We start from the raw sequence: 22,653 nt of genomic DNA, 5'->3' as shown, positions 1-22,653 counted from the left end.
TTACCCAGAGGAGACTTTTAGTTTTCCACTATATATGAGTCGAAGTACAGCAGGTTTTACATCTTGTTGGTATCCTTGTTCTTTTACTTTAACATCCAATTCTTGAAGCAGTAATGGTCCAGTTTTTCTCAGTGTGGTTAATATGATATCATCTATTAGTTGACCCATAGGTTGCGGGAGTTCAAGGCTAGTAGATGCTGAAATAGTTGATGAAGGCACTGAAACAACACTTGAGTGTACATCAATTGGTGGTGCTACTTGAGCACCCGAAAGTGGACTGGGCTTGGTTACTTGTGTCTGTCGATATTTTGTAATCTCAGCTTGAATTGAAGAAGACAGCTTTTGGATAGTTGAAAGAATTATGTAGAGCGCATAGGATTGTTCTGTTTTCTTTTGGTCGTAGGCTGAAACGAGCCATTCGATTAGCTGACCTATTTCACTTTCTCTAATAACAGCATTTTGATTATAAGTTCGGAGAAAGTCCAAGCTTGATTTTACACTGTTTTCATATTCTGCAAACCTGCGTTTCGATAACTTGCCTCCATCAAGGTACACTAAGCCAAAGTCAATAGCTGACTTGATAATCGCTTCGCCGGCAACTCCAAGCTTCTTAACCACAAAGGAGTAATCTAAAGGACCTTTCTCAAGTAAATCTAATAGAAAGTTGTGAGCTTTAGGTACCGTTGGCTCTAATTGATTTGCTTGCTCTTTTATAAATCCTGATTGAATAGCTTCTACAACATACGACTCAGGAAGCTTTGTTTTTCGCATAAAAAGCCTTTTATGATCCTGTCTCAGGGCTTCTTTTGTACACACTTCTCCACTAGCAGAAATAACAAAAAGCGTTTGTATAATTTCCATTGTTTGAGCAGAAAGTTGTGCTGTTATATCCGTAGTTTCTCTTATAATGAGTTGGCCTAATACTGGAGCAATATCGCTTTCAAAAGATTTTATTAGAACTCCAACATCCTCTTCAACTCCAGCGCTAAGACCCATAAGATCCTCGGCTAACGCATCCCGAATCCAGATAACTTGATCGAAATCACCTCTTGAAAGATTGGGAATTTGTATGCTTGAAACATATGCAAGAATAATCTTGTGTGAATAGACCTCCAAATCTCTAATTAGAGGCTTAAGCTCTTGCATGATGGCATTTATTTCTGTGACTTGAAGTATTCCTTCTTTACTGCTGGCTAACACCAAAAAGACTCTAATCGACCTGTCAGCCAATATAATATTTGCAGATAAGGAACTCATTCCAACGATGCCTTCATTGACACAACCCAAGAATGAGGTCTCTACATTCTTAATGCATTCGTCTCCAAAAGACTTAGTGCGTCTGATACCTTTCACTACGCCTTGTAAAATCGCCTCGTGTTTTTGCATAAAATCGCTTGTCTTAAGGTTAACAATCTCTTGAGACGTTTTAATCGAAAGATTGCGCCCTTCTCTAATTGGCAGTTCTTTAAGACCATACTCCTTAAAAAGCTCTTGAACAAGCGTCTTTTCGATCGTTTTCATCCCTTTTTTTGCGCCTTCGATGAGGGCAAAATGGCATATTCGCTCGAAAACCCGAAAGTTATCGAGACTCTCTGTTCCTCTAACTGCCAGAATTAAATCATAGAGAGCTTTCAATGCTTCTTCTGAGAATGGAGAGATGTCATCTTCTTGCCGTGTAGAAATTGAAACGCTTCTAAGTCTTTCAAAAACTATCTTTTTTACCTCTGGAAAACTATAAGATAGAGGTAACGAAGCAACAAGCCTGCTTCTAAAAGGTTCATGCTGCTTAGATAAGTTAGCTTCAAATTGTCTCGATGAATACTTGGTATGTGACATTATGAAGGCGATAGGTGCGTTTACCTTCGCAAGATCATCGACGACATCTCTTAGAAATTGGAGAAAACTCCTCTGTTCTTTTTCTGGCTGGTCTGCCAGAATATCGAATTCATCAACAATCCAAAGCATTAGTTTGTGTTTTGTCGCAATCGGTGATAGCGTTTCAACAAGTGCCTTTCTAAGCATAGACGGAGTCGTTCCAAATTTTGAAGGTACTATTGGCGACAATTTGCCAAAAGGGGTTGCTTCTTTTAGAACATCTCTGACGAAGTCTTCAATGGATAAATTTGCAAGTCTAGTCAACAGGACAGGCGCCCGATATGAAAGGTAACCGCCATTAGACGCTTTCTTTTTTAGATACTCCATTGTGGTACTTTTACCTGCTCCATGGGGACTATTAACCAACAACGCATAGAGTTTCCTTTCAACACCTGCCTCTATGATTTTTTGCTCTAACATTGGGAAGTTTGCAGGCGGTACAAAAGGATATTTATCAACAGCTGCGCCCGTTGGTTCAAATGGGTTGTCCTTCAGCCCATATACTTCTGCACTACTCATCCTATTATTCCCTCTTTAGATAGTACAAAGCTAATTTTTTATCAATTATTTCGCACCAAATCGCTATACCTAATAGCGTAGAAAGGTCCTGCTTATCTATAGGGTAATCTGCTATTTTCTTTTGGTGACTATTTATTTCATCAAACAATTCTTCGGGTGTAAGCGATTTCTCCTTGAGAGAGTTAACCAAAACTTTGTAAGCTGCTATTTTCGAGAAAGCTCGTCCATGCAGGAAACATTTAGCTTGCTCCTGATTATTCTGAAGTAGATTAGTAAACACTTCTCCTTCTTTTGTAAGTCTCAATTTACCTTCCGAACGAACTGCTAACCCAAGCTCCTGAGCCATCCTACTATAATCTCCGCCAGAAGTCTCCAAACCAGCATCTTGCAGTAACTTTGTCTCTTCTCCAGATGGGCATGTAGTTAAATAAAGTAAGAATTCTGGAAGACGTGTAACAGTCAATCTAGGAAGGGATGTCCCGTTCCTATCTGTTACACTATTTAAGTTCATGCTCTTACGTTTATGAGATAAAGCAAAAGAGAAAACTCCATTATCGCCATACTGCAAATCAAGTTGGACAGGCGTATTATCTGATACCTTGACGCATACTTTGGAGCACTTGTTAATTAGTGTTCCAAGAGTTTTTATGTAGCTGGCAATTACAGAGGAAGAAACCTCTTTTTCAACATTATTAACAACTAAACACTTTGAAGGCTCTCCGGTGAAGGAATAGTCCCCAAATGAACTGCCTATAATAAACTTTCCAACACCAATTGTGAAGGTTATTTCATTTGAAATTGTGGCGGCTGTGCTTACAAGTTTCGAAAACTCGGTAGGCTCGATTTCAGCTAATGCGCTGTACTTGAACTTTTTTGGTTCAGGAAGATTGTATGGGTCTTGGTTAAGAAAAGTAATTTTAAAACGAGCAGTCCATTTTTTTGTAGCCTCAAAAGATAACCCATTTGCATCAATGTCAAGTGAAACAGCATCAGCAGATATCACACTCGGGAGGAACTTGGAAAATTTACTTACATCGATTCCAAAACTCATTTGCCCTTGTAAATTGTTTGCGAAAAAACCTTTTTTCATGAGTAAATCAATGTAACAAAAATCGTCTGGGTCTACACTTCGAAGCCGAACGCCATTTTGATTAATGTCAAAATGAACCTTATCGACAAATTTAGAGACGCACTCTAATGCTTTTCCAAATATCTGTGGTTCACTACAAACTAGTTTCAATTAGGTGCTGTCCTCCTCAAAAAGAAGTTGAGAAATACGGTAATATTTTCTCCGAAGCTTCGCATATTCCCAGAGAAACTTTAATCCTGATTTGGCAAAAACAACATTATCTAAGTATTTCTCGTAGGTTTCAATCCCCATTGAGAGGAAACGTTCAGCTTTTTTTGCTTCTTGCTTCATCACATATTCATTATGGATTGCTCTAGCCTTCCAATCTGTCCAAAGTTTATACTTGTTCTCTAAGCAAATAGGACAAGTGCATTTTTCAAGTAGTGCTATATCATTTGAGTAAGTTTTTGAGTTATCGAGAGCTGTAGCTCCAAAATCATTAGTCCTTGCACCGACATACCTTTCTCCCGTACCTGGCAAGACTATTTTTCCAAAGGCGGCTTTCCTTCTATATCCAGTCGAGTCTGTGCTTTTAATCCCCAAATAATACCCTAGATGAAGCATTAACGGCGAAGACCCAAAACCCATAAGATGAACACTAAAATCAGACTTTTTCTCTATGGCACCCAAAGCAAAACACAGCATGTCTACAAGTTCTTTCCTCGGCTGCCTATCACCAAAAAAGCCCTCATACCCTTCAAACTGAGGATTCACAATACTTCCAAGCGCAATATAATCAGCGTCAGCATTCTTTTGAAGCCAAGAAAGATTCTCAACAAGAGATTTCTTGTCCCATGCATGAAGCGCAGGTACTAATTTGCCTTTTAAATTAGTTGAATTTTGCCAATAAAGAACGTTTTCTGCTGTTTTAGCCCAAAGTTTCTGCATTCGAGGGACACCCATTCCAGGTCTGAAAGGAAAATCAACGGGAATTGTTAGATCAGGCCCGAGCTCTTCTTGTATGAAAATAACCTTTTCCACTTCAAGCTGCATCCCTGTCATCTGCGCCGTATATGCCCCATTATCTAAAAACAACTTGCCAGGTTTGTATCTTAATTCGGGTTCTTCTTTATTGTAATAGTTAATTGCTGAATCCATTACAAAATCTGTGCTTCTATCCTTCTTGATTGGATTTTTGCTTTCTCCTATCCAAAATAGGGTGTTGGTAGCCATGCTTTCACCGGTAATTAGCGTCTAACGTATGCAGGCGATTACCTGCTGTAACAGACAAGATATAGACTTATAATATTATTAAGACTTTTCAAAAGCTAACTGAATACATTGAGCAAAAAGCTCTTGATAACGGCAAACATGCACTTGGAACGAGTTTGCATGTTCCTCTGGCTTCTCTCTGTAAAATAGCAAAACCATGAATTCTTGCTTTTAGGGAATGGCTTTTTCTTGGCTTCTTGCGATCAAGTTTTCGATGACGTCGTTGAAGGTTTGGGCTTTCCCGGTTTTAGCCATCAACTCGCCCAGCAACCGCGTGAGTTTCTTGTGGGTTTCATCGGAGACGCGAACTGTCTTCAATTCCCAAGCACCCTTTGCTGTTACAGGTTAACGTTTGGCGCTATTTTACTGTTTTTTATGTGGTGAAGTGTTTTTTGCAGAACGCGATGGTTGGCGCCACGTTTTTTCTGTGACTAACTTCTGGATTAACTAAAACCTCACCGTTTAGCCTCTTAACCTTGTCGAAAACCTTCATCCATGGAACAACATCAGACAGCGAAGGCGCAACGTGCTTGAAATGCACATGCAACCCTTTAACGGCATCCAATGGAATCATGCCTAGCTGCGCCTCAAAACCGGCTCTTGTTACAGTGAAAAACTGTGAAACATCCAGTACCACGCCCACCTGCCCTCTCAAAGCGGGTTCTTCGTCGACTATGAACTGCCAAAACGACGCGATGTCTGATCCTTTGGAGATAAACTGGTTTGTCCGATTCTCCACCAAGACAAGTGGTTTTTTGCCAAAGACTTCAGCATGCCCATCTAACAGCGCATGAACAGCAAACAGCAAATCTTTGAAAGTGTTCCTCTGGTCGCCGGGGTGAATCTCAACGTACCGTGGAGGCTTGCCAAAAAACCTGCCTATATCAAGGGTCATAGCAGCAAACTGTTTAACCCACTCCTTGTTGTGCCACATTAAAGCGGCTTGATGCACCAAGCCATACTGGTCTTCTCTGGGCAAGGAAGGCTCAGTGTGAAGACAATACTCCAACTCCTCAGGAACATCAACATCCCACTCATAAAGCGCAGCTATCGCGTCGGGAGACAGAAAACTGCAAACACTCAACCCTGTCTTTCTCTCTTCATTAACACCCTTCACAAAGTCAGCGGGTACCTCAACACAGCCGCATCCTGATGCAACAGCAAGGCGCCAACGGTCAACAAGTCCGCCCCGCTGCGGCAACTCGCAAGTATTAGGGTAAACGTACGAAACATTAACCATAAGCTATCTGTTAGCGCCTGCAAGCTTAAAACTTCTCACTCTGAGATGGCACAGAAAAACGGCAAGCCCTACATCGGCTGGCTTAAAGGTTAAACAGGAACCCGTGAAAAATTGTTAAACCAACGACTCCTCTTCTATTGGTTGCGTCAAGTGCGCGTGTTGGAGGCCGCGGCTGTGGTTAGGTTTCAGAGGCGGTGGGCAAGCAAACGCTACAAAGGAAAGAAACGGCGCTACCCGATCTACTCAGTGAACTTCCCAACCGAGCTAAACAAGAAGGTTGAGGCTAAACGCCAAAAAGACTACACACTAAACTGGGCTGAACAGGAAACAGACCGCGAAGAGGTAATCACCTTAACTTTCACCAGAAACAAACAGCAACACCCGCCATAAAAACGACATCACGCGCCCGCCACAAAAGCGTCCTTTGCTGTAAGCGTTGCTTGTTTCGGCTAGAAATGCAGTGGGAAAAACGTTTCTAGCGCTAGAAAAACCCTCGGCAAAACCCCGACAAAAACCAGCACAAAACCGTGTTCTCGGCTGATTTTTTACATGAAATTGTCAATTTTGGCAACATGGCACCTTTCAACGAGTTTTGCCCAAGGCGTTTCTAGCGCTAGAAAAATTTTGCGACAGGTCAAAGCGGCAGATACGCCGGCGGCAAGTGTGATAAGCCTGTTCCGCCGCTTTCTAGTTTCCTTCCAAGCTGGAGGAGATGCTGGGAAACTTTGGCGCGGAAGCGGAAGGAAACCAAGAATCAGTGCAAGGGTACCGAGCTTGACGTCTTCAAAGACCGTGCAGGCAGAGCTAACCTTGCCATATTTGAGGTTCTCGCCAAAACCAGCCCGCAGAACATCAAGCAGATACTCAAACAGATAAGCCGATACAAGGGCTTGGAAGAAACCTACTACGCAAGCCTAACCAAACGACTGCATGCACTACAGGAAACAGGCTACGTACGCGTAGCCAAACCTAACCAAGAAGGCGCCAAAAGCCCAGCGAACTATGAGCTGCGAATGAAAGCCTACCCCGCCATGCTCCTCAAAGAGTACAGTATACAGGAGATTTTGGACAAGGCAACCGACACGCAAGCAGCAATTATACTTTTAGCGCTCCTGAACGTTGTCATGCCAAAGGATGACATTTAACTTTGGCTCTTTAGAGTTACGCCTGCTCTTTTGAGTATCCGTTTAATCAGTTTATCAACTTGTTTCATTTTCGGCAAAGCATCCAAGCATTCTTCCCAGCAGTCAATAGTCAAAGTCCAAATTGTGCGTTCCCCAGGCTCTTCAATGCCTCTGTCAACTTCAACATTGAAACTTTCCGAATCAAATGGGTCATCCACGTCAGAAGCTATTGCCTCCAGCTTTTCAAGCGATGCTTCACTGGTCTCTTCAGAACTTATGTAAGTGTTAGTTGAAAAGCAGTAAAGGCCATCTTGCTTTATGAAATCAACCCGATGAATGCATAATGGGTTCTTATTATTCGCATCGAAGCAAATCCTGAAATAGTCTCCATCAAAAGAGAATTCCACGTCAGTATCGAGGTCAAAGTCTCCTTTTGTTCCTTCCACTTTTTCAAGCAACTGGTTAACCAAATTCAGTAAGGCGGGGTAACGTCTGAAGGCGTGCAATAAGATTATTTCAAGGTTGTCGGTTTGTCCGTACATGCTGTTTAGGGATGTTATGTCGCCTTGACAGTTGCCAACTGCATTCAAGATTGCGGCAAGTGTCTGTTTGAGGTCTTGCTTGTAGAAGTCACCAAGCTCCGAAAGCTTCTGATAGGTTTCATCAGAAATTTCTAAGGATATTTTCTTAGTCATGCCCTCAATTATTCGGGCAAATTACATAAAAAACTTTAGATTAGCAAGGTTGCTGATTACAACAAAAAGGCGTAAATCGATTTTTCCATTTTTGCTCTCATTTTTCAAGTTATCCATAAAATTGCTCTCAATCAATCAAAAACATCCATCCCTTGAGTCATCAGTTGGTTGCTGTTTGAGGGTTTTGGGTAGTTTCCGTGAAACGCCTAACAAGGAAACTCCGTGAAAGGGGTCACAAGGAGTTTCCGTGAAAGCGCCAGATAATTTTTGAATTCTTGCTGCAACATAGTTTTAGGTGAAATAAAATTGGTAAATCTTATTGAGGATTGGGATGTCCTTGAAGAATACGCTGGGGAAAAATTGGGTTTTTACCAGCTTTTAGCTACTGATGGAATGTTTGAGATTCGTGTGCAGACCGGAAGGGTGGGCTTCAAACGTGAGTTTGAGAACGGCAATGACCCGTTGCTGAATAAGATTTTGGATTTCTGTCGAAGACACCGCTACATCCGTGTCACCCAGAAGCTGCGGGACGAAGAATTCTTCAAGTAGAACCGAGGCTAAAAAGCGGATGGCGCAACTTGCACCCGGCAACCAGATTCTTCAACCCGAAAGCGAAGGCATCAAGGAGCAGCCTTGGAAGGGCAAGTGCAGCTATGGATGCTACCACGCGAAAGGCAAGCGCAAGAAATGCAAGTGTAGGTGCAGCGGCAAACTTCACGGAAAAGCAATCGACGAACATAACGAGAAACTAAGATTAGCTGAACTGGATGGGCAGAATTGACATGAAGGTTTTGACTGACGGCCAAGTGGAAGAAATCAACAAATTGATTGCGCAGATTAGAAAATCAAAGTTGAAGGCCGAAGCGGTTCTTTGTGCAAAGGCAATCGAGGGTATCCTGCGTCAGGGAGAAGATGCTGTTTTAAAGGTTTCTTGTTGAGGGCGGGAGGAAATGGCTGAACTTACACCAAACATACCTTCTCTAGACGGTATATTTGGCACTAAAGCAGGTTCTAAACTTTGTAAGTCAGAGCATGCAGACGGCTCTGCCGGCACCAGCCCCCTAAACCCATCCTGCCCAAAATGCGGCGGCAACAAACTCTGGCGCGATGGAAACAAATACACAATTTTTGAGGATAGAATACAACGCTGGCTTTGCAAAGAGTGCGGTCATCGATTCTTGGACAGAGCTGACCTTAAGAGAGCCAAACAAGCTGTTGAAACTGTTAGAACAGTTGATACGCAGTCATTAAAAACCCAAACCAACATAGTAGCTAACGGCCAAATATGCGTCACGGAGACGAAAAACTTGGCAGCGGAACAACAAACAACTCAGGTTCCGCGAAGAAACGAAGAAAACAGAGGCAAAATCATTGAACACGCCTTCTGGATGCAAAAAGAAGGCTACGCTGAATCAACAATCAGCCGCAGAATACGACTCCTCGGAACCCTCGTAAACAAAGGCGCCAACCTACAAGACCCCGAATCAATCAAAGAAACCATCGCCCAACAGAAAAACTGGACAACCAAAACTAAACAAATCGCCGTCGAAACCTACGACTGCTTCCTCAAATCGCAAGGCTTAACCTGGAAAAAACCAATCTACCAGGCCGTCAAAAAGCTGCCTTTCATACCAACCGAAGAAGAAATTAACAACCTAATAGCCGGATGCAACAAGAAAACTGCAACCTTTCTGCAGCTGCTCAAAGAAACAGGCATGCGATGTGGTGAAGCATTCATGCTACAATGGACCGACTTCGACTTCGAAAACAAAACCGTCAACATAACGCCTGAAAAAGGAAGCGACCCCCGCCAACTCAAAATATCCATGCGCCTAATCATGATGCTAAACAGCCTACCAAGAAACAAAGACAAACCCTTCGCATGCAGCCACCGACACTTCGCCAGAGCCTTCAGACTACAAAGAGCCAAAATAGCCAACAAACTCAAAAACGACCGCATCCTCAAAATCCACTTCCACACCCTAAGACACTGGAAAGCAACCATGGAATACGCCAAAACCAAAGACATCCTGCACGTCATGAAGATGCTTGGACACCGAAACATCCAAAACACGCTACTCTACACGCAGCTCATCAGCTTCGAAAGCGACGAATATTTTTCTGCCACTGCTAAAACAGTTCAAGACGCCCAAAAACTGGTAGAAGCAGGGTTCGACTACGTCTGCGAATTTAACGAAGTTAAAATCTTCAAGAAAAGGAAGTAAACAGAAAATGTCTGAGAATATTTGCCTCTTAAACTCAGTTAGACCCTATATAAATAGGGGCCGCTGGTGTTGTGGTGGGGCCGCTGGGATTTGAACCCAGGATCGCATGCGCTCTGGACGGACAAATGCCCTTGTTCGTTCCCCAGGCATGTATCCTAATCCATGCTAGACGACGGCCCCGCGCGACTGCATACATGCTTCTAAACCAAGATAATAAAACTACCGCAACCAAAACAGGCGAAGCAAATAGCCAACACAAATTTTCAAGCCGTTATATAAGGAGGGGGGGTTGGCAAAGCAACACGCTTCCTTTTGACTTGCTTTTTATATACGGTTATAATCCAGCAACATAGATTCTTAGCGCTAAAACAGGCAAAATTACAACCAATCCAAATATAGCGGCTGTAACCGTCATAACCCGCAGAGCCTTCGGGATATGTTCTGCTGAAATTCCATGGTCATCGCCAAGCGTGTAGTAGCCCTGCTTTTCCAGTTGAACGTTTAGGGCTCCAGCCATAGCTGAAATCGTGTAGCCAGCGTTTGGGCTTGCTGTTTTATGCTTGTCCCGTTGCAAGATGCGCCATGATTCACGCCAATCTTCTCGCAACAAGAATGCGGCTGCAACCATCAAGTAAGCCGTCAACCTCGCAGGCACATAATTCGTTAACGTATCCAGTTTGGCGGAAAACCAGCCGATGTTCTTGTACTCCGCTGTCTTGTAGCCAACCATAGAATCCAACGTGTTAATTACGCGGTAAGCAAACGCGCCCGGCACGCCGAAAAAAGCAAAAAAGAAGAACGGTGCAGTAATCCCATCCGTTGTGCTCTCAGCAATGGATTCTACAGCAGCGGAAATTATTTGGCGCTCGTTGAGGCTGTTTGGGTCACGACGCACGATGTATGGTAACCATTTGCGTGCTCCATTCAAATCGTTCTGTTTGAGCGCTTTAGCAATTGGCAGCGTATATTGACCCATGCCTTTTATAGCAAATGTTGCCTTGAACAGAACTGCACCCATAATAATGTAGGGGATGGAACCAAATGACACTCTAAGCCACCAAAGCAACAGGAACACTGGTAAAGCAACCACCAAGATTATCACTAAAGCCAGCAAGACGCCGTTTGCCTTCTCAATATGTGGATTAGCGCTTTTCGCTTTGCATTTGAGGTATGCAATAATTTTTCCAATGCCGATGGTTGGGTGAATCTTGTCAGGATACTCGCCAAAAACCATGTCAATTACGAAGGCTAAGGCAAAAATAAGGACCGAGTCCATGAATAGAGACAGGTTAAGCCAGAACATGGTGCAATCAAATCGCCCTAACTGTTTGTTTTAACGCCGCAATTAATCTCTCATTCTCTTCATGAGTTTTAACGGCGATACGGACAAAGTATGGGTCAAGTCCCCTAAAAGATGTACAGTCACGAATGAGGACACCCTTGCGCAGGAGCTTGTCTTTGAGTTCAGTGGCAGTTAAGCCTGACTTGCGGATGTCTATGAAGAAAAAGTTTGCGTCAGGCTCACTAAACCTAAACGATTCAAACTTGCTAAACTGTTTTGACAACCATGCTTTCTCTTTTTTGATGAGTTCACGCGTCACCGCAAGATGTTCCTCATCTTTGAGAGCGGCGACAGCGGCAGCTTGCGCTAAACAGTTAAGGTTCCATGGAATCTTAGTGCACAACATCACATCTATAATGTCTTTGTCTGCGATGCCGTAGCCAACGCGCAAGCCTGTTAAGCCATAAATTTTTGTAAACGAGCGAAGCACAAACAAGTTAGGGTACTTTTTAATGTCGCCTATCAATGAGAGATTTTTCTCGCTTTCAACAAACTCTAGGAAGTCTTCGTCTAGGAAGACAAGGCTGTCCTGTTCTAGTGCCTGCTCGATTATACGTCGCAGAATTTCTTGAGGAATCAGTATGCTGGTTGGGTTGTTTGGATTGCAAAGAAAGATTATTTTTGCTCTTTTCATCTGTGTCTTAAAGTTGGCTTCATCAATGTTGAAATTCTTGTTTAGCTTGACGAATTTGATTGTTTCTCCAGTTTTAAGCACCGCACTCTCGTACTCGCCAAAGGTTGGTGCTGGAATAACCGCGGTGTCACCCTTATTCATGAAGCATTCGGCGAAGAGATACATGAGTTCGGTTGACCCATTGCCCATAACCACGTTGCTCTTGCTGATTCCGCTAAAATGTCTTGCAATTACTTCTCTTAGCTCGTTGGAGTTGGAGTCTGGATAAGCCGCAATTTGGCTGAATGCTTGTTTTGCTGCCGAAAGCGCCTTGTCCGATGGCCCCAGCGGGTTTACGCTTGAGCTAAAATCCAGTATCTGCTCTGGGGGTAATCCGCTCTGTTGTGCGGCGACTAAAACTTCTGCGCCGTGAACGCATGGTTTGAGGTTTTTAATGTTACGCCTAACTAGGTTCTCAACAGGCTTCATCTAACTCTTCCTTCACTTAATGGCGCTAATACTTACGTTTCTTTTAAATCTGATTGTTAAATGTTTGGTTAGCTGTCAGAGCACGTAAATCATTTTCAGAGAAGCCTTCGAGAGTAAGGGAAAAGCATAATTGTTTAGAAATGACGGGCTATGTAGCTTTTCCATGTGGCTTAAACGTTAGATTTAATTTCACCGATAACTCGTATTCTGTGCCTGTTTTGCCTATAGAAAAGTTGAATGCTTCCACGGTAATATCCATAGGTTGCCCATTACCGTACATGTTTTTGATACTGTTTACAAAATCGCGTACCCTGTTGATCATTTCGTTGATGTCGAGGGTTGTGGTTTGGGTTTCTTCTTCGGTTGATGGGGTTGCTTTGCATACTTCGATTTCAACCAATGTTTTCACCTCCAGAATAAGCCTAAAGATATTCGGGCGACTTTCGGTTTAAAGATGTGTGATTGCAACAATACAGACACTAACTACCATGATGAGGCTTTTGTGGGTTGGCGCTTACGCTGTGCATTTTGGAAATGTGTATTTTTAGTTATGGAAGGAAACCTGCCTACTGCACGGTTTGTGCTTTCCGAAGTGCTTTTCGCTCTATATCTTGGCACTCATCGCAGAGATCAGAGCGAGGTCGCCAATTGCGTCTTTCGATAATTACGCGAGGGTACTGCTTGCATTCTTTGAACCAGTGCCACCGGTCAGGTGCAGCTCCCTTCACATACTCTTCCACCACAAACACCCTCACAATATTATGGTCTGAAGAGTTATTTTTAATTTTTGTAAGGAGCGTTTTTCTGGGTTTAGTTTAGAAATTTTCTTATGGTTGTTATTGCGTATCTTATGCGGAAGTTTGTATGCCAACTAATTTGCCGCCTGAAGCACTAGACAAGTGGGCTGAAGTTGAAGCTGCCCGTGGTCCACGGGAGAAGATGGAGAAGATGCAAGAGTTTCTCAAGTATGTTCCCCAACATAAGGGTACGCTTAAGCTTCGCGGCGAAATCAAAAAGAAAATCGCGATTATTCGGAATGATTTGGAAGAGAAGAAGCGTAAGGGTACAGGCAAAAGCAGTGGTGGCCCCAAACTTTTTGTGGAGAAAGAGGGTGCTGCGCAGATTGCCGTTTTAGGCGTAACTAATGTGGGTAAGAGCTGCCTTTTGCAGGCGGTTTCGAACGCGAACGTGGTGGTTTCTGCTACGCCCTTTATGACACGCGAGCCTACTCCTGGCATTATGGATTTTGGTGATGTGCAGTTTCAAGTGGTTGAGACACCCGCGGTTATGGAGGGCAGCGGGGATGGACGGGCTTGGGGTCCTGTGACATTAGGGGTCGCGCGGAACGCGGACGGGGTAATTTTGATGGTTGATTTGTCGCATGATCCGATTGGGCAGTTGGAGCTCTTGGTTTCTGAGTTAGAGAAGAGCCGTGTTTTGGTGAGTCGACCAAGTGGGCGAGTGGAGATTGACAGGCGTCACGCTGGAGCGGCTTTGCGTATTATCTTGCTTGGTAAGCTGGTTGACTGTACCATGCGTGAGGTTGAGGATTTGCTTCGTAGCTACCGTATTAACGATGCCATCGTCAAAATCAGCGGTAACGTTACGCTTGATGATGTGGAGGATGCGATTTTTGAGACAACCACGTACAAACCGGCATTGGTAGTTGCAAATAAGCTTGATGTGACAGGTGCGGAGAATAATTTGCGTTTACTCAAAAAATATGTGGATAATAAGTTGCCTGTGGTTGCGATGTCTTGTGAGCAGAAGACGGGTGTGGATGAGTTAGGTAAGGCTTTGATTGAAGTATTAGGAATCATTCGGGTTTATACTAAGGAGCCTGGTTCGCGTGAGCCAACTGGCAGACCCTTTGCACTCAAACGCGGCACCACTGTGGGTGATTTAGCCAAGAACATTCACAAAGATTTTGTTTCTAATTTTCTGTTTGCTATGGTTTGGGCTTCTCGTTTGCCTTTTAGTCCAAAGAAAGTTGGTTTGAATTTCGTTTTAGATGATGGCGATGTTGTGGAATTACACACTAAAGTTTAGAACTTTGGCTCTTTGATTGATCAATCTGAATAAAAAGTAAGAAAATATTGTTTATCTGCTGGATTGTGCGACGCGTTCGATTTCGTTACGTTTGGCTACGGCTGCGCTCTTGATGTCCTTGGCTGCGGCTAATACAAGTTCGTCTGCGAGGGTTTCTTGGATACTACGTGGGTTGTTTATGCTGGCTGCTCTTGCGCCTTCGGTTATGTGGCGAAGTGCGAGGTCTATGCGCCTTTGTGGTGCTACGTCAACTGAAAGATGGTAGACGACTCCGCCATAGCTGATGCGTGTTGTGTCTTCGCATGGTGCACTATTTTCTACTGCTCTAACTAGGACTTCGATGGGATTTTTGCCTGTGCGTACGTGGATGATTTCGAAGGCTTCTTTGACTATGTTGGTTGCTTTGGCCTTTTTTCCTGCGTTTTTGCCGCTCCGCATTAAGCCGTTGATTAGTCGTTCGACTATATTGACTTTGGCTTTGCGGAAGCGTTGGTGTTCGTGGCGTCCCATGCTATGAGGTATGGTCATAGGTGTTAAATTCAAGTAGCGTTGGAGCCCTATGTCTTCGACTTTAATGTCTTTGAATGACCATTTTTGGAAGAGCTTGATTTCTTGGGGTTGGGCTAGTTGTGACGACATGCCTTGTTTACCTTGCTGGTTTTTGTTTTCGTCCGTAGACGAGTTCGTTTAGGGATACGCCGTTGACCATGGTGACTTTCCAGCGTACTCCTGGGATGTCTCCCATTGCGCCTCCTCTGGTTCCGCCGATGCCTTCTACGGTGACTTCGTCGTGTTCATCAACTACGTTTAATGCGCCGTCGCCTGGCAGGAATGCAGTTATGGTTCTGCCGTTTTTGATGAGTTGGGTGCGGACGCATTTGCGGATGGCGCTGTTTGGTTGTTTGGATTCAACGCCTACTTTTTCTAGAACGATGCCCCGTGATTGGGGTGCGCCCTGCATTGGGTCTACTTTTTCGTCTAGCATAAGCATGCGTCGGTTAAAGTACCTATCGTGCCAACGGAAGTTCTTCCGTTTCTTTGCAAGTTGCCTTGCGGCGAATTCGCCTCTTGGAGACTTGGAACCCATACTTTATGTATTCCTCACTTTTTGCACATGCATAGTCAAAGAACACATATATAAACAAAACGAAGAGTTCTCCCTTGATTTGGCGCAATTTCTTAACTTTACCCTAAATAAAACAGTAGCAAGACCAACATCGAAAAATATCATTCGATATGAAGCCTCCAACCACATATTTGCTGCCTATTAGAAACTCATTGCAGAAACCTATAGGGGGTAGGTGCTATTGGCGCTTTTTCAAGCCATTAGCATGTTGAAAATCGCGTTTTTATAGGGGGATAGGCTCTATGGCAGAGCAACAAACATTCTGCCATACTGCTTATTCATTGTTTAAGGGTTAATCAATAATGGATTTTTAATTTGAATGTAAGTTTAAATCTTCTACATGAATAATCATCATTGGAGTGCAAAAGCAAAGTGTCCTATACCTTCAACATACCCTACAGGAACAACACCAAACTTAAACACGTTATGGAAAAAGTTAAAGAAAACAAGAAACTGCACGCTTACTGGAAATGTGCCAACGTCATGGCGATTGAACGTATGGGCTACACTGACCACGGTCCAACCCATGTTAAAATAGTAGCTAACCTTGCACTAAAACTTCTGCGCGTACTTATCGAAAAAAAGCTGATCACGCCTAGCATAGTGCAAAACTATGATATGAAAAATGAAGATGCAGAAGTGGTTGTGGTTTTAGGATCAATCCTTCACGATTTAGGCATGTTGGTCCAAAGACTAAACCATGAACAATACAGTGCCCTCTTAGCCAAAGACATCATAGACGACCTGCTAACACCAACTTACAACATAGAGGAAAAAGCAATAATCACCTCAGAAGTTCTCCACGCCATCGTTTCTCACGAGCAACCGCCCAGCACTGAACCTGAAAACAAGTTACTGACTAAAGAAGCAGGTATTGTGGGAATCGCAGACGCGCTAGACATGGAAGCAGGAAGAGCACGTATTCCTTTCAACGCAGGCAAAGTCGATATTCACTCAATATCAGCATTGTCAATTGAGAAAGTAGAAGTGGAAGTTGCTGAAAATCAGGTAAAGCCGATTGTTATAAAAATTAAAATGTCAAATTCAGCAGGCGTCTTCCAAATTGATGAACTCCTAAAACCCAGAATCATCAAATCAGGACTCGCACAATTCTTCCATGTCACTGCTGAAATTACAGGCGCCAAAGAAAACCGAATCATTGAAAAATTCGAAATCTAAAACATAATTTTTCAGAGGCAAAAAAGCAATTGATTCATACTTATGACGTCGTGATTGTCGGCGGCGGAATAGCAGGATTATACACAGCATTAACAATATCACAAAATAAAAGCAGAATTGCAGTAGTCAGCAAAGTACACGTTACCCGCTCGCATTCGGTGGCAGCTCAAGGGGGAATAGCGGCAAGTCTAGGTAATGAAGAGAAAGACCACTGGGAATGGCACATGTACGACACCGCCAAAGGCAGCGATTACCTTGCAGATCAAAACGCTGCGGAAATCTTAGCCAAAGAAGCCCCAGACGCCATTTATGCGTTAGAGCACATGGGTGTTCCGTTCAGCCGAAATAAAGAAGGCAAAATTGAGCAACGGCGATTCGGTGGACACACAAAAAATCAAGGTGAAGCTCCAATAAAACGCGCATGCTACGTTTCCGACCGCACAGGCAGAGCCATAATGGACACACTCTACGACCAATGCCGACAAAAAGGCGTGACTTTCCACAATGAAGTTTTCATCTTAAAACTTCTCTTCTCAGGAAACGCATGTTGCGGCGCGGCTGGATACGACATTGCAACAGGAACCCCTCAAATCTTTCACGCTAAAGCAGTCGTCTTAGCTACAGGCGGAGGCGGCAAAATCTACAAAACCACCAGCAACGGCTTCGCCTCAACAGGCGACGGCTTTGCGTTGGCGCTTGATGCACTTTTGCCTTTGCAGGACATGGAGTTTGTCCAGTTTCACCCAACAGGCATTTACGGACTGGGTCTTTTGATAAGTGAAGCGGCAAGAGCAGAAGGCGGCGTACTTCGAAACAGTTTAGGCGAACGATTCATGGAGCGCTATGCTCCAGTGCTCAAGGATTTGGCGCCAAGAGACATCGTTTCAAGGGCTATCCTAAATGAAATAAGGCAAGGCAAAGGCATAGACGGCAAAGATTACGTACATTTAGATTTACGTGAAATTGGCAAAGAGCGCTTGAATCGCCAACTTCCAGAAATCACCGCATTCACTAAAACCTACCTCGGCATTGACCCAAGCGAAACTCCGATTCCAGTGGCTCCAACATGCCACTACATTATGGGCGGCATTCCAACCGATATTGATGGGCACGTTTTAACGGATACAGTTGGTACCGTTTCGCCGGGATTATACGCTGTGGGCGAATGCGCATGCGTGAGTGTTCATGGAGCAAACCGTTTAGGGTGCAACTCCCTAATTGATTTAGTTGTTTTCGGGCACAGAGCCGGCACGAGTATTGCGACTGAGTTGAAAACTCAAACATTGCAGCAACTTCCTCTTCAAGCAGAAAGCATATTGCTTGATGAAATAAGCAAGAAAATTGAATCAAAAGGCACCGAGAGTGTTACAGTTTCACGTGAAGAAATGCAGCGCTTGATGACTGAGCAATGTAGTGTTTTCAGAAACAGCACAAACCTAAAAGATGCATTAAATAAAATCTGTCAGCTCAAGAAACGCTGTTTAAACGTTGGCTTAACCAATAAATCTTTGATTTTCAATTATGAATTGCAAGAAGCCTTCGAGCTAAATAACATGTTACGTGTGGCTGAAGTTGTGGTTTTTTCAGCGCTCAAACGTGCTGAAAGTCGCGGTTCGCACTTTCGCGAGGACTTCCCCGAACGCAACGATGAACAATGGCTAATCCACACTCTTGTTAGTGAGTCACCATCTGGACTTGAGGCAAGCTACAAACCCGTTGTCATCAGCAAGTTTGCACCTGAAAAACGGAGGTACTAACGTGAAAGTTACACTGAAGGTTTACCGCTTTAACCCAGAGACAAACAAAGAACCTCGCTATGACACTTTTCATTTGGAAGCAGAGCCCAACGAACGCATACTTGACTGTCTAAACAGAATCCGCTGGCAACAAGACAACACCCTGAGCTTTCGCATGTCCTGCGCCCACGGCGTTTGCGGTTCTGACGGGTTAACCATCAACGGGCAAGCAGCATTGGCTTGCCAAAAATTAGTTAAAGATTACGCCAGCGATAAAGAGATTCTGATTGAACCACTAAAATACTTCCCCATAGTTAAGGATTTAATCGTTGACTTAACACCGTTCTACCAAAGAATCGACTCGATAAACCCGCAATGGTCAAACGCAGAAAGCGATTTCCCAGAGAAAGAGCGAATTCAAACAGTAGAAGAACGCAACCAATTCGATGATGCCATAAAATGCATTCTGTGCGGTCTATGCTATAGCGCGTGCCCCGTGATGACTGAACAAGACGAACAATTCATTGGTCCCGCCGCTATTTTGCGAGCGCAGCGTTATATTTTCGATTCCAGAACAGCGGACGTTAAAGAACGCACAGAAGTGCTTCTAAAGCCGCATGGTATTTGGGGCTGCAAAAGTTACTACATGTGTACGCTTGTTTGTCCAAAGAACATTAAAGTGACTCAAGCTATACTTAGAACCAAAAAGAAGATAATCAACGAGCAACAACCAAAAAGTAAGTAGTTGGAGAGAAGGGCAAATGCAAACCAGAAGAGAAATTGATCCATTGGGTGAGAGGGGAATCCCAAAAGACGCTTATTATGGTATTCAAACTTTGAGGGCAACTGAGAATTTTCCTGTCAGCGGCATAAAAGCGCCGTTACCATTTATCAAGGCTTATGTGCTGGTGAAAAAAGCCGCTGCAACTGCTAACGCTCAAGTTGGTTGTCTACAACCCAAAATAGCTAAAGCCATAATTCAAGCCTGCGACGAAGTGCTCAGCGGCAAACTTTTAGACCAGTTCGTGGTTGACGTGTTCCAAGCGGGCGCTGGCACATCGTTTAACATGAACGTTAACGAGGTTTTAGCTAACAGGGCATTGGAAATTCTTGGGAAACAGAAAGGCGATTACAAGACCGTAAGTCCAAATGACCATGTGAACATGGGGCAATCTACCAACGACACTTTCCCAACGGCACTGCATGTTTCGGTTCTCATGGTTCTGCAACCTTTGTTTTCAGCTCTTGATGAGCTTGCGGAAGCTTTTGAGGAGTTGGCAAAGAAGAACGCTCACGTTTTAAAATCTGGCAGGACACATTTGCAGGATGCTGTGCCAGTTACTATTGGACAAGAGTTTGGCGCTTACGGCTCTGCTGTTGCTAACGCTTGTGTTGAGTTGCGAAAGCGGCAGGAAAACTTGTATTATCTAGCTTTGGGAGGCACAGCCACGGGAACAGGCGCCAACACGCATCCAGATTACAAGAAACCTGCAATAGCGGAACTGGCAAAGTTGACAGGCTTTCCGCTAAAACCAGCTGGAAACAACTTTGAGGCTTTACAGAGTCACAGGGCAGCGCAGTCGGTTTCAAGTGGGCTTAAAGAGTTGGCGTTGGAGCTTATCCGTATTGCTAACGATTTGCGGTTGCTTGCTTCGGGTCCAACTACTGGTTTGAATGAGATTACGTTGCCGCCTGTGCAGCCTGGCTCATCGATTATGCCTGGGAAAGTGAATCCTGTGATGGCTGAATGCTTGGACATGGTTGCGTTTCAAGTTGTTGGTAACGATGCGGCTGTGAGTTTAGCCGTGCAAGCTGGACAATTAGACCTCAATGTTATGACTCCAGCAATAATGTACAACATGCTTTTTTCCATTGAAATCTTGAGCAATTACCTCCCAGTGTTCACTGAAAAATGTGTAAAGGGCATTACGGTTGATGAGAAACGCTGTGAGCAATATTTAGAGAAAAATCCTTCATTAGCAACGCTTTTAGCTCCAAAGATTGGGTATCTGGAAGCCGCAAAAATTGCTAAACAAGCCCAAGCTGAAAACCGTACTGTAAAAGAGGTGGCGCTGGAAAAAGGCTTGCTGACATTAGAGGAACTGGAGAAAATTTTTAGTCGTAAAAACTTGTTGAATGAGAAATAATTAGCCTGCTGTGCCGTAACCGCTAATTTTTACGGTTGCGTCTGTTGAGGGAGCGCTGGATTTCGCGTCAACCCATATCGCCCAAATTACACTTTGCGAGGGAAACAACCGTAGCATTTCGTCATCTGTAAGCCATAATGAATCCCTGCTCGTAAATGACCGAACAACAGAGTTTGATATTACGTTATCAATATACTCTATACGAATTCTAACGGTTACAGTTTCATTATTCAAGAAGCTTCCATCTACCTCAATCTTAGGTTTGAAACTGAAGATTTTGAGCGGGCGAACCTGTATGCTCACGTTCTCTCCGAACTGGTTGTTTGTGCCCACTGGAATGTTCTCGTTTTCTCGGTCAAATACGCTGCCAACCGCTGAAATCCAGATGCTATGGGGGTTGTAGACTCTCGCTGTCCAGTTGCCCAGAAAGCTGACGCCACCATCAAGGATTGGTGCTGGATCACAGTTGGGTCCAAGGTGTATGGCGAACATGTAAACTGGATTATCTGCGAAGGATTCAAACACTACGCCGAAGAGCAGGGTTTGGTACATGGAACCGTCGACGAAGAGTGCTGTTTGGTTTGCTCTGCCGTATTCGCCTAGCCAGAATCTTACGTTTTGGATTTGGCTGTCGGAGAATTCTGCTAAACGTTCAATTTTGATGCCGACTGAATAGTCCATGACGTTGAAAGAGCAGCGTTCGATTTGGGAGCTTGCGTATGAGCCTGTGGCGTTTTCTGTGGGCGTTCGGAAAGCGATGCCTTCGGTTGTGTTGTAGAATTGGCAGTTTTCTACTTTGTTGTATTCGCTCCATGTTTTGGTGTTGGCGAACTCTATGCCTGTTGTTGTGTTTTCAAAGATTATGTTTTGGATGGTTGTTGCAAAGGAGTCTTCGACTCTTATGGTGGTGTTGATGAGGGTTAAACCTGAGATGGTTGCGTAGCGTGAGGTTGTGTGGTCATCGCCGTTTATGATGATTTTTTTGCCGTTGCCGTTTATTGTTGCTCCATCGCTGATTATTTTTGGGTTAACCTTGTTTGTTAGCAACACATCTTCGGTTAGAGTGTAGATTCCTGGGTTGATGTAGACGGAGTTTCCTTCGGTTAATGCCAAGTTGAGGGCAACTGAGGCGCTTGCTGATTCATCGCGTATGTATCCTGTTAAGACGTTTTTTAATCGGTAGCTATCACCGTTTTTGGATAGCACAAAGTCATAGATTACTGAGTCTGAGCTTGAAGATGAAGGGATTACTTGAAGAATAAGGTAAGTGTTAAACGCTGATAAAGCAAGCAGAACTGCAAGAACAACAACAATCAAGCGTTTAGAAAGGATTCGTTTTAAGGAAATCTTCATTTTCAGGAAACTCTTGCAGTTTAAGCTACATGTAAAGGGCAAATCGTTAATTAAATTTTATCCTAGAACACAAAAACAAAATAATCCTCCGCTCATAACCCACCGCTATTTTTCTATCCCCCCTAATTTTACTTTTGGCGCTATGTTAAGAAAAGTTGTGTTTGCTCTGCCACTACCCCTATCCCCCTATTTAAAGGCGGATTTATTACGTACTGTATTTCTAAAAACCTGCAGGTGCATTTTGATGGTGGGCCGTACCGGATTTGAACCGGTGATCTTCGCCGCGTGAGGGCGACGTCCTAGCCAGCTAGACTAACGGCCCATTTTTGGATTGTGAATACATAGTTTCCTTTCATAAAACCTTTCCTTTTGGAGCACTTAAACTAGCAGGTTAAGGTGGATTTAGTTGGCTGGGTATGCTGGATTTAAGGAACACAAGCATGATGATTTGATAATTTTTGTATGCTTCGTTGGTGGCGCGTTGGTTGGTTACTTTTTGATGAATCATTTTGCCTTATTTGGCTTCTAAACTAAGCGTAATGGCCAAGTAAAGAGCCTCTCGCACAAGCCGATGCCCTTTTCGTTTATAAACAAAAAAGG

Annotated in this window: 24 protein-coding genes and 2 tRNA genes; 11 read left to right on the top strand and 15 right to left on the bottom strand. The window is 43.8% G+C overall.

The genetic code is table 11. The features are described 5' to 3' along the window. The 5 genes from NWE95_05935 to NWE95_05915 all read right to left on the bottom strand — a co-directional run bounded on the left by NWE95_05935 (window position 1) and on the right by NWE95_05915 (window position 5,975). A complete protein-coding gene (locus tag NWE95_05935) occupies window positions 1–2,394 on the bottom strand; it encodes an ATP-binding protein (GenBank protein ID MCW4003433.1) in 2,394 nt (797 codons plus the stop codon). 4 nt (window positions 2,395–2,398) lie between these two features. Further along, on the bottom strand, window positions 2,399–3,634 hold the full coding sequence (locus tag NWE95_05930; protein ID MCW4003432.1) for a hypothetical protein: 1,236 nt from the start codon (window positions 3,632–3,634) through the stop codon (window positions 2,399–2,401). After that, the gene (locus NWE95_05925) at window positions 3,635–4,696 is read right to left on the bottom strand and encodes a hypothetical protein (GenBank protein MCW4003431.1); all 1,062 of its coding nucleotides are present in this window, start codon (window positions 4,694–4,696) and stop codon (window positions 3,635–3,637) included. Between the two features lie 210 nt (window positions 4,697–4,906). Continuing rightward, window positions 4,907–5,053: a hypothetical protein gene (locus tag NWE95_05920; protein ID MCW4003430.1), complete on the bottom strand. Its 147-nt coding sequence runs from the start codon at window positions 5,051–5,053 to the stop codon at window positions 4,907–4,909. 55 nt (window positions 5,054–5,108) lie between these two features. Further along, entirely contained in the window at window positions 5,109–5,975 is an 867-nt protein-coding gene (locus NWE95_05915) for a hypothetical protein (protein MCW4003429.1), read from the bottom strand. 150 nt (window positions 5,976–6,125) lie between these two features. Here NWE95_05915 and NWE95_05910 point away from each other — a divergent pair, with 150 nt between their 5' ends. Both NWE95_05910 and NWE95_05905 read left to right on the top strand, forming a co-directional pair. After that, window positions 6,126–6,365 (top strand): hypothetical protein, encoded by a 240-nt coding sequence (locus NWE95_05910; protein MCW4003428.1) that lies wholly within the window; start codon window positions 6,126–6,128, stop codon window positions 6,363–6,365. Window positions 6,366–6,700: 335 nt separating this feature from the next. Further along, a complete protein-coding gene (locus NWE95_05905) occupies window positions 6,701–7,120 on the top strand; it encodes a hypothetical protein (GenBank protein MCW4003427.1) in 420 nt (139 codons plus the stop codon). On the opposite strand, the gene NWE95_05900 is transcribed toward NWE95_05905, so the two are convergent. Further along, window positions 7,117–7,794 carry a hypothetical protein gene (locus tag NWE95_05900; GenBank protein ID MCW4003426.1) on the bottom strand — a complete coding sequence of 226 codons (678 nt, stop codon included), beginning with the start codon at window positions 7,792–7,794 and terminating at the stop codon, window positions 7,117–7,119. The two genes, NWE95_05905 and NWE95_05900, sit on opposite strands and share 4 nt — an antisense overlap. A 306-nt stretch (window positions 7,795–8,100) precedes the next feature. Here NWE95_05900 and NWE95_05895 point away from each other — a divergent pair, with 306 nt between their 5' ends. From NWE95_05895 to NWE95_05880, 4 genes are read left to right on the top strand one after another with little or no spacing between them, the layout of a single operon-like run. Next, on the top strand, window positions 8,101–8,343 hold the full coding sequence (locus NWE95_05895) for a hypothetical protein (GenBank protein ID MCW4003425.1): 243 nt from the start codon (window positions 8,101–8,103) through the stop codon (window positions 8,341–8,343). A gap of 19 nt (window positions 8,344–8,362) precedes the next feature. Next, complete coding sequence (locus tag NWE95_05890; protein ID MCW4003424.1) at window positions 8,363–8,575, top strand: hypothetical protein; 213 nt, start codon at window positions 8,363–8,365, stop codon at window positions 8,573–8,575. Next, a complete protein-coding gene (locus tag NWE95_05885) occupies window positions 8,562–8,732 on the top strand; it encodes a hypothetical protein (GenBank protein MCW4003423.1) in 171 nt (56 codons plus the stop codon). Before NWE95_05890 ends, NWE95_05885 begins: the two co-directional genes overlap by 14 nt. A 12-nt stretch (window positions 8,733–8,744) precedes the next feature. Continuing rightward, entirely contained in the window at window positions 8,745–10,019 is a 1,275-nt protein-coding gene (locus NWE95_05880; protein MCW4003422.1) for a tyrosine-type recombinase/integrase, read from the top strand. Window positions 10,020–10,091: 72 nt separating this feature from the next. Here NWE95_05880 and NWE95_05875 read toward each other — a convergent pair. The 5 genes from NWE95_05875 to NWE95_05855 form a co-directional block, all read right to left on the bottom strand. Next, a tRNA-Pro gene (locus NWE95_05875) sits at window positions 10,092–10,199 on the bottom strand. Between the two features lie 154 nt (window positions 10,200–10,353). Beyond that, a complete protein-coding gene (locus tag NWE95_05870) occupies window positions 10,354–11,295 on the bottom strand; it encodes a cobalamin biosynthesis protein (protein MCW4003421.1) in 942 nt (313 codons plus the stop codon). Window positions 11,296–11,329: 34 nt separating this feature from the next. Beyond that, window positions 11,330–12,463 (bottom strand): threonine-phosphate decarboxylase CobD, encoded by a 1,134-nt coding sequence (gene cobD, locus NWE95_05865; GenBank protein MCW4003420.1) that lies wholly within the window; start codon window positions 12,461–12,463, stop codon window positions 11,330–11,332. 148 nt (window positions 12,464–12,611) lie between these two features. Continuing rightward, the gene (locus tag NWE95_05860; GenBank protein MCW4003419.1) at window positions 12,612–12,863 is read right to left on the bottom strand and encodes a hypothetical protein; all 252 of its coding nucleotides are present in this window, start codon (window positions 12,861–12,863) and stop codon (window positions 12,612–12,614) included. A 166-nt stretch (window positions 12,864–13,029) separates the two neighbouring features. After that, window positions 13,030–13,191, bottom strand: a complete 162-nt coding sequence (locus NWE95_05855) for a hypothetical protein (protein ID MCW4003418.1) — start codon at window positions 13,189–13,191, stop codon at window positions 13,030–13,032. A gap of 136 nt (window positions 13,192–13,327) precedes the next feature. On the opposite strand from NWE95_05855, the gene NWE95_05850 reads away from it, so the two are divergent. Further along, window positions 13,328–14,512 (top strand): 50S ribosome-binding GTPase, encoded by a 1,185-nt coding sequence (locus NWE95_05850; GenBank protein MCW4003417.1) that lies wholly within the window; start codon window positions 13,328–13,330, stop codon window positions 14,510–14,512. Between the two features lie 51 nt (window positions 14,513–14,563). Here the strand turns inward: NWE95_05850 and NWE95_05845 are convergent, their stop codons facing one another. Next, a complete protein-coding gene (locus tag NWE95_05845; protein MCW4003416.1) occupies window positions 14,564–15,151 on the bottom strand; it encodes a 30S ribosomal protein S7 in 588 nt (195 codons plus the stop codon). Between the two features lie 7 nt (window positions 15,152–15,158). Continuing rightward, window positions 15,159–15,599, bottom strand: coding sequence for a 30S ribosomal protein S12 (locus tag NWE95_05840; protein MCW4003415.1), 441 nt, complete (start codon window positions 15,597–15,599; stop codon window positions 15,159–15,161). A 411-nt stretch (window positions 15,600–16,010) separates the two neighbouring features. Here NWE95_05840 and NWE95_05835 point away from each other — a divergent pair, with 411 nt between their 5' ends. Genes NWE95_05835 through NWE95_05820 form a run of 4 tightly spaced genes read left to right on the top strand, consistent with a single transcriptional unit; the run spans window position 16,011 to window position 20,700 of the window. Next, entirely contained in the window at window positions 16,011–16,817 is an 807-nt protein-coding gene (locus NWE95_05835) for an HD domain-containing protein (protein MCW4003414.1), read from the top strand. A gap of 29 nt (window positions 16,818–16,846) precedes the next feature. Continuing rightward, the gene (sdhA, locus tag NWE95_05830; protein ID MCW4003413.1) at window positions 16,847–18,574 is read left to right on the top strand and encodes a succinate dehydrogenase flavoprotein subunit; all 1,728 of its coding nucleotides are present in this window, start codon (window positions 16,847–16,849) and stop codon (window positions 18,572–18,574) included. A gap of 1 nt (window position 18,575) precedes the next feature. Continuing rightward, the gene (gene sdhB / locus NWE95_05825) at window positions 18,576–19,298 is read left to right on the top strand and encodes a succinate dehydrogenase iron-sulfur subunit (protein MCW4003412.1); all 723 of its coding nucleotides are present in this window, start codon (window positions 18,576–18,578) and stop codon (window positions 19,296–19,298) included. A gap of 16 nt (window positions 19,299–19,314) precedes the next feature. Further along, window positions 19,315–20,700 carry an aspartate ammonia-lyase gene (locus NWE95_05820; GenBank protein MCW4003411.1) on the top strand — a complete coding sequence of 462 codons (1,386 nt, stop codon included), beginning with the start codon at window positions 19,315–19,317 and terminating at the stop codon, window positions 20,698–20,700. Here the strand turns inward: NWE95_05820 and NWE95_05815 are convergent, their stop codons facing one another. Then, window positions 20,701–22,053 carry a hypothetical protein gene (locus tag NWE95_05815; protein MCW4003410.1) on the bottom strand — a complete coding sequence of 451 codons (1,353 nt, stop codon included), beginning with the start codon at window positions 22,051–22,053 and terminating at the stop codon, window positions 20,701–20,703. 245 nt (window positions 22,054–22,298) lie between these two features. Further along, window positions 22,299–22,375 (bottom strand) — tRNA-Val (locus NWE95_05810). Between the last annotated feature and the right edge of the window lie 278 nt (window positions 22,376–22,653).

It is taken from the genome of Candidatus Bathyarchaeota archaeon, from assembly GCA_026014725.1.
In the GTDB taxonomy this organism is placed as follows: domain Archaea; phylum Thermoproteota; class Bathyarchaeia; order Bathyarchaeales; family Bathycorpusculaceae; genus Bathycorpusculum.
Note: the sequence above shows the minus strand (reverse complement) of the source record. Positions and strands in the feature narration are given on the sequence as shown.